The organism is Streptomyces cellostaticus (genome assembly GCF_023630175.1).
In the GTDB taxonomy this organism is placed as follows: domain Bacteria; phylum Actinomycetota; class Actinomycetes; order Streptomycetales; family Streptomycetaceae; genus Streptomyces; species Streptomyces cellostaticus_A.
In genome coordinates this window covers 86,746-101,407 of sequence record NZ_JALLIN010000013.1, presented here as the reverse complement: position 1 = coordinate 101,407, position 14,662 = coordinate 86,746, and the positions used below count along the sequence as shown (strand labels likewise).

Here is a 14,662-nt window from a genome sequence, read left to right as displayed (position 1 = left end):
GTGCCACCCCTCAGCATGCTCGCCGGCAGCCGCCGGCGCCCGCGACTCAGCCGTACCGCTCCATCAGCCCGCCCACGTACGCCGCCAGCCGCCCGCCCAGCACCTCCGGCGTCAGATCCGTGCGGCCCAGCTCACGCCAGGGCCCGGCCAGCTTCGCCGCGTCCGGGGTGTAGGCCAGGGCGTCGAGCAGCCGCCAGTACAGGTGGTCCGGCCCGTCCGCCAGACCGTGGCCGCCGTGCCGCTCGTACCGGTCCCGGAAGGCCAGTCCGTGCCCGGGGCCGTGCAGCAGGGCCAGCGCCGTGGAGCAGTGGGCGACGTCCAGGTCGGCCGGACCCCAGGAGGCCTCCACCCAGTCGACGACCCCGCTCACCCGGAGTCCGTCCCCGGCACCCGTGAACAGCACGTTGCCGGGGTGGTAGTCGCGGTGCAGGAAGCGCCCGCGGTACGGCGGCGGGTCGCGCCGGATCACGTCCACCGCCCGCTCCCACAAGGCGCCGCCCGGCGTCCGCGTCCGCTCCGGCGAGGTCCACGCCTGGTACGGGCGCGGGCGCTGCGCCGGCTCGACCGCGTGGATGCGGACCAACTGGGCGGCGAGCAGGTCCAGCCGCCGGTCCAGGAACTCGCCGTCCGTGTCGTCCACCCGCACCAGACCCGGCATCCGGGTCATCAGCAGGCTGGGGTGGTCGCAGTGCTCCCCGGCGGCGTCCACGGCGACCAGGGCCGGGGCCGGCACACCCTCCCGCCCGGCGAGCAGGCCGAGCATCGCCGCCTCCCGGGACAGCAGCCCCGGGGCGTGCCGTCGGAAGAACGGCCGCACGAAGGTGCGCAGCACCAGTTCCTCCCCGTCGTCCAGGGTGAGCCCGCGTATCTGCGCGGACCAGCCCCCGGACAGCGGACGGGAGTCCACGACCCCGCGACCCCGCGGCAGCCGCTCGGCCACCCAGCTCCGGGTCGCCGTCCAGCCGCCGTCCTCGAGCCCGCCCAGCAGCGCTGCCGCCAGGTCGCGCCGGTCCTCCGCGTGGTCCTGGAACCACAGGCCCAACCGATGCTGGGCGTCCGGGAGTTCGAGCCGGGTGTACTGGGCGCGTGCCGACAGCGCGTCCTGCACCGCCGCCGTCACCTCCGGCGGGATCACGTCGTCCGTGCCCGGTACCGCCAGCACCGCCCGCCCCTCGAAGGTGCGCAGCACCTCGAACGCGGGGGAGGTCCGCCAGCTCCCGGGTGTGCGGATGATCGCGCTGAACCGGCGGTCACCGTCGCCGAAGGGCTCGTCCCAGGCCGACGGCGCGTACACGGCGGGCGCGCACAGGCCCACCGCCGCCACCCGCCGCCCGTAGTGCCGGACCAGGTCCGCGACCGTCTGGCCGCTCATGCTGAAGCCCACCAGTACCAGCGGGTCGTCCGCCGGGGCGTGCGCGTCGATCACCGCGACCGCCTGCGCGAACCGTCGCCGCAGGCTCGACTCCGCCAGTCTGCCGGTGCTTTCGCCGTGCCCCGAGAAGTCGAAGGCCAGTGCGCGCGCGCCCTGCCCGGCGAACTCGGCGAGCAGCGGCAGCAGCCGTTCCTTGTCGCCGTTGCCCGCACCGTGCAGGAGCACGGCCGTCGCCCGTCCGGGCGGACCGGCGCTCACCCCGCTGATCCGCTCACCGTCGTACACGTGCACGAAGTGTTCGTACTCACCTGGGGACGCGCCGGGTTCGCTCATACGCGCCATTCACTCACAGCCGCCGGACCGCGGGGGCGCCGAGGGGAGCCCGGTCGTCACAGGCCGGGCGCGCCCCACACCGGGAACCACCGGCCGAGATCCGGCTCGATCCGCAGGTCACCGGTGAGCGCCGCCTTCACCCGCAGCTCCAGCTCGCCGTCCCGGCGTTCGGCGACGCCGGGGAGCGGGGCGAAGGGGAAGAAGGTGCCGCGCTTGTAGAGGTAGACGAGGGCCAGCCGGCGGCCGGCGTCGTTCGTGAAGGAGGCCAGGGAGCACAGGAGCTGGGGGCCGAAGCCGTTGGCCTCCAGGGAGGTGTTCACCGCGTGCAGGTCGGCGACCAGCTCGGGAAGCCGGTCGGGCGGCCGGCGGGAGACCAGCCAGGAGTAGCCGAACCCGTCCCGGGTGAGTTCCACCGGGCTTCCCGCCCGGTCGGCGTCCGCGTCGAGCAGCGCCAGGATCTCGCGGTGGGTCTGCTCGAAGGCCGCGCCCTCGACGGTGGCGAAGCACACCGCTCCGACGCCGGCCGGGGTGAACCCGGCCGCCGCCTCGAGCGTGATCGCCGCCGAGGGCAGCGCGAACAACTGGTCCAGGTCGGGCGCGACCGGCTTCGTACGGCCGAGCAGGATGTCCAGCAGCCCCATGCTCAGCCCGCCTTCCCCGGAGCGGCCGCCTCGCCCAGCTCGGCGGAGATCCGCCCGAGCTGGTCGAGCCGCTGCTGCAGGGTCGGGTGGGTGGAGAAGAACCGCTCGACGCCGGGTTCCCTGCCGGTCGCGGGTGTGAAGTAGAAGGCGTTGAAGGCCTGGGCCGTACGCAGGTCCTCGGTCGGGATCCGGGCGATGTCCCCGGAGACCTTGGTGAGCGCCGACGCCAGCGCCGAGGGCCGGCCCGTCAGGAGTGCGGCGGCCCGGTCGGCCGCCAGTTCCCGGTACCGGGACAGCGCCCGGATCAGCAGGAAACTGATCGCGTAGACGGCCGCGGAGACGGCCAGCACGGCGGCGAGGACGGCGGCCGTGTTCTGGTCCCTGCGGCCGCCGCCGAGGACCTGCGAGTAGAAGGCGAACCGCACGATCAGTCCCGCGATCACCCCGAGGAACGACGCGATGGTGATCACGGCGACGTCCTTGTGCGCCACGTGCGACAGCTCGTGCGCCAGTACGCCCTCCAGCTCGGCGGGCTCCAGCCGGCGCAGCAGCCCGGTGGTCACACAGACCACGGCGTGATCGGGGCTGCGTCCGGTCGCGAACGCGTTCGGCATGCCCATCTCGGAGACGGCGACGACCGGTTTCGGCATGTCCGCGATGGCGCACAGCCGGTCGACCACGGCGTGCAGTTCGGGGTACTCCTCCCGCTCCACGACCCGCCCGCGCATAGCGAACATCGCGATCCGGTCGGAGAACCAGAACTGCGCGACGAACATCGCCCCGACCACCGCGACGACCAGCAGCCAGGACTTGAGCAACACGATCAACGCGGCGACGAAGGCCACGTACAGCAGTCCGAGCAGGAACAGCGTGACCGTCATCCGAACGGTCAGCCGCCGATCGCTGCGGAAGCGGCTCTGCATCTTGCACCACCCCACGGTCAGGCACTCGTCCCGCTCTCCAGTGTGCACCTGCGGGTACCCCTGCGGGGCACCTGGAACAGACTGTTCACGCAGCGTGACGGACTGGAGCCGTTCCAGTGAGGGGTGGCGCCGTCGCGGACCTTGACCGACGTGGCGCCAGGCCCTAGTAGGGCGAGTGCGTCTGTGCGTAGCCGAGCAGGACTATCACCGCGGCGACGCAGCCGAGGACCACGACCGTCGGTATCCACGAGGACCGGCGTGGTTTCGAGCGCTCCGGATCGGCGCGGAAGGGCGCCGGGTCCGGCGGGTTCTCCTTCCAGCGGGCGGCGAGCATACGGGCGCGGGCCGAAGGCTCCTTGTGCTCGGCCGAGCTCGCCCACCTGTGATCGAACTCCTTCTCCCAGTCGTCCTGTTCGGACATCCCCGTGCCACCTCTCTCGTCGGACAGAGCCAGGGTGATGATCCCCCGGGAACAGGAGCCGTGGGAAGCGGCAAAGGTTGCCCGGGATGCTGGGTGACCGGCTGACGGCTAGCATCGAGAGGAGAAGCCGCACTGCGGGCTGCGTCATGGTGACGCCCTGCTACGACACTCGTGCGGCACGCCCTACGACCGCGCCGGACTCTCGCTCCGAGGCCGCGGCCATCCGACTCGTGCCCGGAAAGCCGCACGAGGGGTGGAAGGAAGGTGGATCCATGAAAGCACATCGCGCGAGGCGTCTCGCCGCACTGTCCGCCGCCGGCGTTCTCATGGCCGGCGGGGCCGTCGTCACCTCGGCGGCAAGCGCGTCGGCGGCAACCCCGGACCACGTCACCCAGGTCAACACCAACCGGAGCTGCTACTGGTGGGGCCACTGCTTCGACCGGAGCGACTTCTTCCGCAACAACTTCAACAACGGCGGAGTGCCGGTCGTCATCGTCGTGGTGAGCTGACGGACACACGGCGGAGGGCCGCCACCCGGACACGTTCCGTACGTTCCGGGTGGCGGCCCTCATCGCGTAACCCCGGGGGGATACGCTCCCCGCGCCCTCGTACCCGGCCGCGGGGCCGGGCCGCTCATCCGGGCGCGGCCGCGGTGACGGCGCCGGTCAGTTCGTGCAGTGGTAGACGGGGGAGACGCCGCTGCCGGTGCAGTTGCTGGGCGTGTTGTTGGTGATGGCGGAGTCACGGAAGACGGTGAACTGCCTGTCGGTGTAGACACCGCCGGTGGTGTTGGCGCTGTTCGAGGTGACCTTGGTCTTGATGAGCTGGAGATTGCCGCGGGAGTTGGCCGTGCTGCCACTGGTGGTGTTGTAAATTCCGCCGCCCTGCGACGCGCTGCCGGTGGCCTTGTTACCGGTGACGCGGACGTCGTTGAGGACGAGCGAGTAGGAGTTCCAGATTCCCGCGCCGTGTCCCGAGGGGGCCGTCACCGTGTTGCCGCTGACCGGGGTGTCGGTCAGCGCGGCGACCCAGGTGGACCGCAGTCCGCCGCCCTCGGTGAGGGCCGTGTTCCCCGTGATCTGGCTGTCCCGGAGCGTGAGCGCCCCGAAGTCGGTGTACACGCCGCCACCGCGTGCGGAGGTGTTGCCCTTCACCTTGACCTTGTAGCCTTCCAGCCAGGCATCGTTGTAGAGGCCGCCACCACCGCCCGTGTCGGTCCTCGTGGTGCTGTTGTCCTCGACCCGGGTGTCGCGCAGGACCACCTTGCCCTCGTTGTACACGCCGCCACCGTAAGCGGTGGCGGTGTTGTTGGTGACGGCGCAGTCGTCGAGCCAAACCTCCCCTTCCTCGACGGCGACGCCGCCACCGAAACCGAAGTTGGTCGTGGCGGTGCTGTTGCCGTCGATGGTGGTGTGGTCGAGGGCCGCCGTCCCGCCTTCGAGATACAGTGCCCCACCCTCGATCAGCGTCTGGTTGTTGTTCAGCCTGGAGTTCTTGTTGACGGTGAGCTTGCCGATGTTGTAGATGCCCCCGCCGGAGCTGTTGGAGCTGTTGTCGGTGACGCTGGTGTGGGTGAGGGTGGTGCGGCCGAAATTGGCGATCCCCCCGCCGCTGTTCGTCGTGTCGGTGTTCCCGGTCACGGTGGAGTCGTGCAGCGTCAGCTGGGCGCCGCGCTGCACGTAGATGCCGGCGCCGTACAGCCCGCCGGTGGTCAGGCTGCCGCCCTTGACCGTGAGGTCGTACGCGTTCAGGTCGCCGTCGGGGGCGGCCACCTCGAAGATCCGGAAGGGCCCGTCGCCGGTGCGTTCGATGGTGGCGCCGTTGCCCTTGATGGTGATCCTCTTGGTGATGACCGGGAGGCCGTCGGCGGTGCTGTCGTAGGCGTCGGTGAGCTGGTAGTCACACCTCTTGGACAGGCTCAGGGTCCCGCCGCCGTTGGCGTTGGCGGTCTCGATCGCGCTGATCAACGCGGTCGTGCTGCAGGCCACCGGGGTGCTGTGGCCGTCGTCGCCGCCGTGGCCGACCGCGGCGGCCGGGGTGGCGGCGCCGGCCAGGAACACGGCGGCGGCGATGGACGGTGGAGCGAGATTCAGTCTCACGCGGACTCCTCGTGTGGGAACGACACGCCCGGGCTCCGCATGGACTGTCGACGCACCGGGCCGGTGAGCATATAAACGCGCCACCGGTCATACCGGCTTCTGACACACCGCTTGACCTGGCACGACCACTCGAACGCCCGGCGGCCTGACGACACCGGCGGAGCCGTCGCGCATCGTGCGCGCAGAAGGCCGTCGGTCGCGTGTCAGGACGACGCGGCCCGAGCACACCCGGGGACCGGGAGGCCGAAAAGCCGCTGGCCGGCTCTCCCGTGCGGGAGAGCCGGCCAGCGGCCCACGGACGGCCCAGGGGAGCGGAGGTCCGCTCTGACCTGGGGCGATATCACACGTCGAAGTACAGCTCGAACTCGTGCGGGTGCGGACGGAGCTGCAGCGGCGCGATCTCGTTCGAGCGCTTGTAGTCGATCCACGTCTCGATCAGGTCCGGCGTGAAGACGTCGCCCTGGAGGAGGAACTCGTGGTCGGCCTCGAGGCGGTCGAGGACGGCGCCGAGCGAGGTCGGGACCTGGGCCACGTTGGCGTGCTCCTCGGGAGCCAGCTCGTAGAGGTCCTTGTCGATCGGCTCGGCCGGCTCGATCTTGTTCTTGATGCCGTCCAGGCCCGCGAGCAGCAGCGCGGAGAACGCCAGGTACGGGTTGCCGGAGGAGTCGGGGGCGCGGAACTCGACGCGCTTGGCCTTCGGGTTCGAGCCGGTGATCGGGATGCGCATCGCGGCGGAGCGGTTGCGCTGCGAGTACACCAGGTTGATCGGCGCCTCGAAGCCCGGCACCAGGCGGTGGTAGGAGTTCACCGTCGGGTTGGTGAAGGCCAGCAGCGACGGGGCGTGCTTGAGGATGCCGCCGATGTAGTAGCGGGCGGTGTCCGACAGGCCCGCGTAACCGGCCTCGTCGTAGAACAGCGGGTCGCCGTTGCTCCACAGCGACTGGTGCACGTGCATGCCCGAACCGTTGTCGCCGAAGATCGGCTTCGGCATGAAGGTCGCGGTCTTGCCGTTCTTCCAGGCCACGTTCTTCACGATGTACTTGAAGAGCTGGAGGTCGTCGGCGGCGGCGAGCAGCGTGTTGAACTTGTAGTTGATCTCCGCCTGGCCCGCGGTGCCCACCTCGTGGTGCTGGCGCTCGACCTTCAGGCCGGACCGCTCCAGCTCCAGGGAGATCTCGGCGCGCAGGTCGGCGAAGTGGTCGACCGGCGGGACCGGGAAGTAGCCGCCCTTGTACCGGACCTTGTAGCCGCGGTTGTTCTCCAGGGCGCCGGTGTTCCAGGCGCCCGCCTCGGAGTCGATGTGGTAGAAGGACTCGTTCGCGCCCGTCGCGAAGCGGACGGAGTCGAAGACGTAGAACTCGGCCTCGGGACCGAAGTACGCGGTGTCCGCGATGCCGGTCGAGGCGAGGTAGGCCTCGGCCTTCTTCGCCACGTTGCGCGGGTCACGGGAGTACTGCTCGCCCGTGATCGGGTCGTGGATGAAGAAGTTGATGTTGAGCGTCTTGTCCCGGCGGAACGGGTCGACGCGTGCCGTGGACAGGTCGGGGCGCAGGGACATGTCCGACTCGTGGATGGCCTGGAAACCGCGGATCGACGACCCGTCGAAGGCCTGCTCGTCGGCGGGGTCGAACGCCTCCGCGGGCAACGTGAAGTGCTGCATGACGCCCGGCAGGTCGCAGAAACGGACGTCGACGAACTTGACGTCCTCGTCCGCGATGAACTTCTTGGCCTCGTCGGCGTTCTGGAACATCCAGCTCCTCCTACTCCCGACCATCCCGCCGGGGTGGTAGATCGTTGGTGCGGCCCGTGCGGTGGCACACGCTGCGTTCGACCCTAGGGACGGGTGATTTCTCGGGCGTGACTCATTTGTTTCGCAGAAGTTAACCGGCTACCCCACCACCCTAGCCCCGACACACCCCTGTCCGCCCTGCCCGAATCCGGGCGCAGTACCGTGGACGGGTGAACAACAGGCAAGCAATGGGATCGTGGCTCTCCGGGCCGCGCGCGGCGCTGGAAGACGCCGGCGCCGACTTCGGATACCGGGGCGAGCAGCTCGGTCTGCCCGAGGACGGGCCGAACTCGATCGCCCGGCCCGGCAGGCGCCTGGGCGCCCTGGCCGTGGACTGGGGCCTGTGCGTGTTGATCGCATACGGCCTGATCACGCACGGCAACAGCCCCGCGACCAGCAACTGGGCCCTGCTCGTCTTCTTCGTGATGAGCGTCCTGACGGTGGGCACGATCGGCTTCACGCCCGGCAAGCGCCTCTTCGGCATCCGGGTCGTGGCCCTGGAGACCGGCACCGTGCACCCGGGGCGCGCGCTGCTGCGGTCGGTCCTGCTCTGCCTGGCGATCCCCGCGCTGATCTGGGACCGGGACGGCCGCGGTCTGCACGACCGGCTCGCGAAGACCGTCGAGGTCCGCCTGTAACGCCCCCGGCGCCCCCGTCCGTGGCGCACCGTCACGGACGGGGGCGCCGTCACGTCACGACGAAGGGCCGTCACGTCACGACGAAGGGGGGCGCCCGGACCAGGTCCGGGCGCCCCCCTTCGTCGTACGAGAAGTCCTAGCGGGCCTTCGGCCCGCCCTTCGGCATCCGCATGCCCTTGGGCATCGGGCCCTTCGGCATCGGCATGTTGCTCATCAGGTCACCGAGGGCGCGCAGCCGGTCGTTGGTGGCGGTGACCTGCGGGCCGGTCAGCACGCGCGGGTACTTCAGCATGGTCGTGCGCAGCTTCTTCAGCTCGACCTGGCCCTCGCCGGTGCCGACGATCACGTCGTGCACCGGGACGTCCGCGACGATGCGGTTCATCTTCTTCTTCTCGGCGGCCAGCAGGCTCTTCACCCGGTTCGGGTTGCCCTCCGCGACCAGCACGATGCCCGCCTTGCCGACCGCCCGGTGCACCACGTCCTGGCTGCGGTTCATCGCCACCGCCGGAGTGGTCGTCCAGCCCCGGCCGACGTTGTCCAGCACGGCCGCGGCGGCGCCCGGCTGGCCCTCCATCTGCCCGAAGGCGGCCCGCTCGGCCCGGCGGCCGAAGACGATCGCCGTGGCCAGGAATCCGAGCAGCAGGCCCAGGATGCCCAGGTAGTACGGGTGGCCGATCAAGAAACCGATCGCGAGGAAGACACCGAAGGTGCCGATACCGACAGCCGCGAGCACAAGACCGAGCTTCTTGTCGGCCTTGCGGGTCATCTTGTACGTGAGGGCGATCTGCTTCAGTCGCCCTGCGTTCGCGGCGTCCGCCGCGTTTTCCTTCCTCGCCATGCCACGAAGTCTACGTGGCCCGGGGAGCGCCCACGACGGCAGTGCCCACCGGGGAGCGGGTTCAGGGACGGCCGGCGGCCCGCTCGAGCACGCGCTGCGCCTCGACCCGGTCCTTGGCGCGGCGGCGGTCCTCCAGGACGGAGTTCCAGGCGTTGCGGCGGGCGGTGCGCTGCCCACCGCTCATGAGCAGGGACTCGACGGCGCGGAGCGCGTCGGTGAAGGACGGAATGGGTGTGGCGCGAACGGGCGCGGCCTGCATGATCGGAGTCCCCTTCGTCACTGGTGGGATACGGGGCGTGATACCAGAGTCACTGATTGGTGTTACCAGGGCGTGACCGACCGGTCAAACGCCCGTGAAGCCTTGATGTGGAGCCCCGGAACGCCGACGCGGCCCCGGCACCGCCCTCATCTGCGAGGACGGCCGGGGCCGCGTCGACTCGGCCATTACTGGCCAGTAGTAACTTGTGCGTGAATTCACGCGCTCGGCTCACATGGCCTGGGCGGCGATGTAGGAGCCCCGCTTCTCGACGGCCATCCGGTAGAGCCGGCCCGCACGGTAGGACGACCGCACCAGCGGACCGGACATCACCCCGGAGAAGCCGATCTGCTCGGCCTCCTCCTTCAGCTCGACGAACTCCTGCGGCTTCACCCAGCGGTCCACCGGGTGGTGGCGCACGGAGGGGCGCAGGTACTGGGTGATGGTGACCAGCTCGCAGCCGGCGTCGTGGAGCTGCCTCAGCGCCTCGCCGACCTCCTCGCGGGTCTCGCCCATGCCGAGGATCAGGTTGGACTTCGTGACCAGGCCGAAGTCGCGGGCCTCGGTGATGACCTTCAGGGAGCGCTCGTAGCGGAAGCCGGGGCGGATGCGCTTGAAGATGCGCGGCACCGTCTCGACGTTGTGCGCGAACACCTCGGGCCGGGACTCGAAGACCTCGGCGAGCTGCTCGGGGACCGCGTTGAAGTCGGGGGCGAGCAGCTCGACCTTGGTCCGGCCGCCCTCCCGCTCCGCCGTCTGCGCGTGGATCTGGCGCACGGTCTCCGCGTACAGCCAGGCGCCGCCGTCCTCCAGGTCGTCGCGGGCGACGCCGGTGATGGTGGCGTAGTTCAGGTCCATGGTGACCACGGACTCGCCCACGCGGCGCGGTTCGTCGCGGTCGAGCGCCTCGGGCCTGCCGGTGTCGATCTGGCAGAAGTCGCAGCGCCGGGTGCACTGGTCGCCGCCGATGAGGAAGGTCGCCTCGCGGTCCTCCCAGCACTCGTAGATGTTCGGGCAGCCGGCTTCCTGGCAGACCGTGTGCAGGCCCTCGCTCTTCACGAGGTTCTGCATCTTCGTGTACTCGGGACCCATTTTCGCCCGGGTCTTGATCCACTCGGGCTTGCGCTCGATGGGGGTCTGGCTGTTGCGGACCTCCAGGCGCAGCATCTTGCGTCCGTCGGGTGCGACTGCGGACACGACCGGCTCCCTGTGACTTCGATTCCTCGGCGTACACCAGGGTACGCCCGTATTTACTGAGCCCTGCCGCCGAGGCCGACCCCGGGGCCGCAGGGCGCATTCCGGATCAGGCGGAGGCCTTCTCCACGACACGCGGCTTGAGGTCCGCGTTCTGCAGCACGTCCCGCAGATGCCGTTCGACCACCGGCAGGACGTCCTCGACGGTGATGTCCCGGCCCAGTTCGGCGGCGAGCGAGGCCACGCCGGCGTCCCGGATGCCGCAGGGGATGATCCGGTCGAACCACTTGTTGTCGGGGTTCACGTTCAGCGCGAACCCGTGCATGGTGACGCCCTTGGCCACGCGGATGCCGATGGCGGCGATCTTGCGGTCCTCCCGGCGCTGGCCGGCGTTGGACGGCGCGTACTCGGGGCCGTCGAGCCGGGGGTCGAACTCCTCGTCCGTCAGGCGCGGGTCGAAGTCGAGGGAGAGTCCGCCGAGCGAGGGCCGCTGCTCGACCGGGTCGCCGAGCACCCACACGCCGCTGCGGCCCTCGACCCGGGTGGTCTCCAGGCCGAACTCGGCGCAGGTGCGGATCAGGGCCTCCTCGAGGCGGCGCACATGGGCCACGACGTCCACCGGGCGGGGCAGCTTCTGGATCGGGTAGCCCACGAGCTGGCCGGGTCCGTGCCAGGTGATCTTGCCCCCGCGGTCCACGTCGACGACCGGGGTGCCGTCCAGCGGGCGCTCGCTGTCCTCGGTGCGGCGGCCCGCCGTGTAGACCGGGGGGTGCTCCAGCAGGATGACGGTGTCCGGGACCTCGTCGGCGAACCGGGCCGCGTGCACACGGCGCTGCTCGTCCCACGCCTCCCGGTACTCGACGGCGTCCGCGCCGAACCCCATGCGGACGAACCGCAACTCACTCACGGCAAGCGCCTCCCTCAAGCGGACCGGTGTCAGGCGCGTGGCGCGCCCACGCCACTGTACGACCGTCCGGTGTACGTCAGCTCTGAGGGCAATCCTCACACGATCGGATGAATGAACCGGGAACTGTGCGGTCGTCTGCTCACTCTCCGCTACATTCGCGCCGTCCATGAGGCCATAAGGGCTGCTCACCGGCAATCCGGGTACTTCAGCAGAGCCGTAAGGCAGGAGAACGCACCGCAGATGACGGATCGACCCGCGCAGCGCACCCCCAACCGCCAGCTCGCCGCGCTCATCGCAGAAGCGGGGTTCTCCAACGCGGGTCTGGCCCGTCGCGTCGACCAGCTCGGCCTGGAGCACGGGCTGGACCTCAGATACGACAAGACCTCGGTCACCCGCTGGCTGCGCGGCCAGCAGCCCCGGGGGACCACACCCGCGCTGATCGCCGAGGTGTTCACGCGTCGGCTCGGACGCCGGCTCACGGCCCAGGATCTCGGCCTGGACGCCTGCGCGCCGGTGTACGCCGGGCTCGAGTTCGCCGCCACCCCGGAGGAGGCCGTCGACATCGTCAGCGGTCTGTGGCGCAAGGACTCCGGCAGCCACGCCGAGCTGCGCAAGATCGCCTTCACCCCGGCCGGTCTCGTCGTGCCCAGCCGGGACTGGCTGATCGGCAAGGCCGACGACCGGGTGGCCCGCGATCCGGTGCCCCGGGTGCCCGCCCAGGGCCGCCCGGCCGCCGCCAGGAGCCGGCTGGAGGGGGTGCCCGCCCCGGCCCGGCCGCGCGGGCAGGTCGAACGGGCGCCCGGCCACCGGGTCACCGGCGGCGACATCGCCGCCCTGCGCTCGGTCGGCGAGCTGTTCCGCACCCTCGACGACGCCTACGGCGGCGGCCACGCCCGGCAGGCCCTCGTGCGCTACCTGGAGCACGAGTGCGAGCCGCTGCTGCGCGGCGCCTACGACGAGCACACCGGGCGGCGCCTGTTCGCCGCGTCCGCCGACCTCACCCGGCTCGCCGGCTGGACCTCGTACGACATCGCCGCGCACGGGCTGGCCCAGCGCTACTTCGTGCAGGCCCTGCGGCTCGCCCAGGCGGCCGGCGACCGCTCCTACGGCTCCTACGTGCTCGTCACCATGAGCCGCCAGGCCGTCTACCTCGGCCACGGCAGGGAGGCCGTGCAGCTCGCCCGGGTGGCGCAGCAGGGCGTCGGGTCCAGCGCCCCGCCGGTCGTGCAGGCACTGCTGCACGCCGCCGAGGCCCGGGCGCACGGGGTGCTGGGCGAGGTGCGGGCGTGCACCGGGGCGCTGGTGCGCGCCGAGCGTGCCCTCGACGCGGTCCGGCCCGGGGACGAGGTGCCGTACTGGGCCCGGTTCTTCGACGAGGCGCAGCTCGCCGACGAGTTCGGGCACTGCCACCGCGACCTGCAGCAGTTCCGGGCGGCGGCGCAGCACGCCGAGCGCTCCCTGCAACTGCGCGCCCCCGCCTACGCCCGCAGCCGCCTGTTCTGCCGGATCGTCCTCGCCACCGCCCGGCTCGGCCTCGGTGAACTCGACCAGGCGTGCGCGCTGGCGGCGGAGGCCGCAGGCCAGGCGGCCCAGATGCGATCGGTGCGGGCCGTCGAGTACGTCCGGGACTTCGAGCGGCGCCTGGAGCCGTACCGGGACGCGGCTCCCGTGCGGGGCTACCGGGAGAAGGTGGCCGCGTTCGGTTGAGGGGGCGGCGCACCGGGGCGGATGCGCCGGGTCGTCCCCCGGCCGTGTCCGCGAGGTTTCGTCGTTCGCCCGGGGCCGTCGCCGCGCCGTCCGGCGTGTGCTCCGGGGAGCGTGCCGGGCGGCGCGGCGCAGGTCTGACGCCGCGGACACGGCCCAGGGGCCGTGCGGTGGGTCAGGCGGCCCTGGGCAGGGTGGGCGCGGGATCCGACCGGTGCATCGAGCCCGCAGCGCCCAGGTCCGCGAGGACGGCCGCGGCCGCCCGGTGGGCCGAGTGCAGGGCGCCCTGGACGGTGCCCGTGTCGCGGTGGTCGCCGCAGACGTACAGGCCGGCCAGCAGCCGTACCGGCCGGCGCAGGTCGTGCGGGGGGCGCATGGCCGGCACCGCCTGCGGGGTGTGGTGCACCGCCAGCGTCTCCCAGCGCCGGGTCGAGGTGCCGTACAGCCGGGCCAGATGGATGCGCACGGCCGTGTCGATCCCGTCCGGCGGGGTGCCCAGCACGGTGGAGGAGATCAGCACCCGGCCGGCCGGAGCCCGGCTCGGGTCGACGTCGCTGAGTACCGCCGTGTGCGCGACCGGCCCGCCGCGGTCCGCGTCCAGCAGCAGCGAGCTGCCGGTGGCCAGGGCCGGCGCCGGGTCGTCCGTGGTGTGGTGCAGGACCGTCACCGGATGGAAGTCCGGCACCCGGAGGCCCGGCAGCAGTTCCGCCGCGGCCCGCGCGTCGGTCGCCAGCACCACCGCGCGGCAGCGGATCTCGCCGTGCTCGGCGGTGGCCACCGACGTCGTCGAGACCGAGGTGACCCGCACCCCGGTGCGCACGGTGCCGTGCGGCAGCGTCTGGGCCAGCAGCTCGGGCAGGGCCTCGGCGCCGCCCTCCGGCACGCACAGCCGGCCGCTCGCGAAGGCGTGCAGGGCCAGGTCCGCGCACCGGCTGGACGTGGACAGCTCCGGGTCGCACAGCAGCGCGGCGAGCAGCGGGCGCAGGAAGCCCTCGATGGTGCGGGCCGGGACTCCCCGGGCCGCGAGCGCCTGCGCCGCCGGCAGTTCGGGCCGGGACAGCAGGCGCTCGACCGGGGTGGCGGCGATGCGGCCCAGCGCGGTGCCGAGCCGGGCCTGGTCGACGGCGCCGCCGACCGGCGCGCCGGCCCGGCCGGGCGGCCCGGCCGCCGGTCCACGGGGGGCGCTTGCCAGGGCGCGCACCACGTGAAGTGCGCTCCTTGCGCTCCCTGCGGACGCCGGTGCGCCCGCGCGGTGCGTGCGCCCGTCGCGATGCAGCAGCACGCCCGGCGCGAACCGGCGCACGGCCAGTGCGCCGAGCCCCGGTGTCACCCGGAGTTCGGGATACGACGTGGACAGCAACTGCCCTATGCGGTCGAGCCGGAAGCCGTCGACCTTCTCGGTCGACATGCGGCCGCCCACCCAGGGGGCGGCCTCCAGGACTGCGGTGGTTACTCCTGCGCTGGTGAGCCGGTGAGCCGCCGAGAGTCCGGCGATCCCGGCTCCCACGATGACGACGTCCACCTGGTACGCGGGCTCAAGCACGAGG

The 14,662-nt window shown here is 71.8% G+C and carries 14 protein-coding genes; 3 read left to right on the top strand and 11 right to left on the bottom strand.

Annotated features, from left to right (window positions below; all coding sequences use genetic code 11):
- Positions 1–46 precede the first annotated feature (46 nt).
- The 4 genes from MXD57_RS10995 to MXD57_RS10980 form a co-directional block, all read right to left on the bottom strand.
- Positions 47–1,705: an alpha/beta fold hydrolase gene (locus MXD57_RS10995; RefSeq protein WP_250401168.1), complete on the bottom strand. Its 1,659-nt coding sequence runs from the start codon at positions 1,703–1,705 to the stop codon at positions 47–49.
- A 56-nt stretch (positions 1,706–1,761) separates the two neighbouring features.
- On the bottom strand, positions 1,762–2,346 hold the full coding sequence (pspAB, locus tag MXD57_RS10990; protein WP_250401167.1) for a PspA-associated protein PspAB: 585 nt from the start codon (positions 2,344–2,346) through the stop codon (positions 1,762–1,764).
- Positions 2,347–2,348: 2 nt separating this feature from the next.
- Positions 2,349–3,269 (bottom strand): zinc metalloprotease HtpX, encoded by a 921-nt coding sequence (gene htpX / locus MXD57_RS10985; protein ID WP_250401204.1) that lies wholly within the window; start codon positions 3,267–3,269, stop codon positions 2,349–2,351.
- A 163-nt stretch (positions 3,270–3,432) separates the two neighbouring features.
- Positions 3,433–3,690, bottom strand: a complete 258-nt coding sequence (locus tag MXD57_RS10980) for an SCO2583/SCO2584 N-terminal domain-containing protein (protein ID WP_250401166.1) — start codon at positions 3,688–3,690, stop codon at positions 3,433–3,435.
- A gap of 272 nt (positions 3,691–3,962) precedes the next feature.
- On the opposite strand from MXD57_RS10980, the gene MXD57_RS10975 reads away from it, so the two are divergent.
- Positions 3,963–4,199, top strand: coding sequence for a hypothetical protein (locus tag MXD57_RS10975; RefSeq protein ID WP_250401165.1), 237 nt, complete (start codon positions 3,963–3,965; stop codon positions 4,197–4,199).
- Between the two features lie 156 nt (positions 4,200–4,355).
- On the opposite strand, the gene MXD57_RS10970 is transcribed toward MXD57_RS10975, so the two are convergent.
- Together MXD57_RS10970 and glnA are read right to left on the bottom strand one after the other, a co-directional pair.
- Complete coding sequence (locus MXD57_RS10970; RefSeq protein WP_250401164.1) at positions 4,356–5,789, bottom strand: right-handed parallel beta-helix repeat-containing protein; 1,434 nt, start codon at positions 5,787–5,789, stop codon at positions 4,356–4,358.
- 340 nt (positions 5,790–6,129) lie between these two features.
- On the bottom strand, positions 6,130–7,539 hold the full coding sequence (gene glnA / locus MXD57_RS10965) for a type I glutamate--ammonia ligase (protein WP_250401163.1): 1,410 nt from the start codon (positions 7,537–7,539) through the stop codon (positions 6,130–6,132).
- A gap of 209 nt (positions 7,540–7,748) precedes the next feature.
- Between glnA and MXD57_RS10960 the strand changes: the two genes are divergently transcribed.
- Positions 7,749–8,216 carry an RDD family protein gene (locus MXD57_RS10960; RefSeq protein WP_250401162.1) on the top strand — a complete coding sequence of 156 codons (468 nt, stop codon included), beginning with the start codon at positions 7,749–7,751 and terminating at the stop codon, positions 8,214–8,216.
- Between the two features lie 136 nt (positions 8,217–8,352).
- Here the strand turns inward: MXD57_RS10960 and MXD57_RS10955 are convergent, their stop codons facing one another.
- The 4 genes from MXD57_RS10955 to lipB form a co-directional block, all read right to left on the bottom strand.
- Positions 8,353–9,054, bottom strand: coding sequence for a DUF4191 domain-containing protein (locus tag MXD57_RS10955; RefSeq protein ID WP_250401161.1), 702 nt, complete (start codon positions 9,052–9,054; stop codon positions 8,353–8,355).
- Between the two features lie 61 nt (positions 9,055–9,115).
- The gene (locus MXD57_RS10950) at positions 9,116–9,313 is read right to left on the bottom strand and encodes an SCO2195 family GlnR-regulated protein (RefSeq protein ID WP_250401160.1); all 198 of its coding nucleotides are present in this window, start codon (positions 9,311–9,313) and stop codon (positions 9,116–9,118) included.
- Between the two features lie 228 nt (positions 9,314–9,541).
- Positions 9,542–10,507 carry a lipoyl synthase gene (gene lipA / locus MXD57_RS10945; RefSeq protein ID WP_250401159.1) on the bottom strand — a complete coding sequence of 322 codons (966 nt, stop codon included), beginning with the start codon at positions 10,505–10,507 and terminating at the stop codon, positions 9,542–9,544.
- Positions 10,508–10,613: 106 nt separating this feature from the next.
- Positions 10,614–11,411 (bottom strand): lipoyl(octanoyl) transferase LipB, encoded by a 798-nt coding sequence (lipB, locus tag MXD57_RS10940; RefSeq protein ID WP_250401158.1) that lies wholly within the window; start codon positions 11,409–11,411, stop codon positions 10,614–10,616.
- A 240-nt stretch (positions 11,412–11,651) separates the two neighbouring features.
- On the opposite strand from lipB, the gene MXD57_RS10935 reads away from it, so the two are divergent.
- The gene (locus MXD57_RS10935) at positions 11,652–13,118 is read left to right on the top strand and encodes a regulator (protein ID WP_250401157.1); all 1,467 of its coding nucleotides are present in this window, start codon (positions 11,652–11,654) and stop codon (positions 13,116–13,118) included.
- 172 nt (positions 13,119–13,290) lie between these two features.
- Here the strand turns inward: MXD57_RS10935 and MXD57_RS10930 are convergent, their stop codons facing one another.
- A complete protein-coding gene (locus MXD57_RS10930) occupies positions 13,291–14,658 on the bottom strand; it encodes an NAD(P)/FAD-dependent oxidoreductase (RefSeq protein WP_250401156.1) in 1,368 nt (455 codons plus the stop codon).
- Positions 14,659–14,662: the final 4 nt, after the last annotated feature.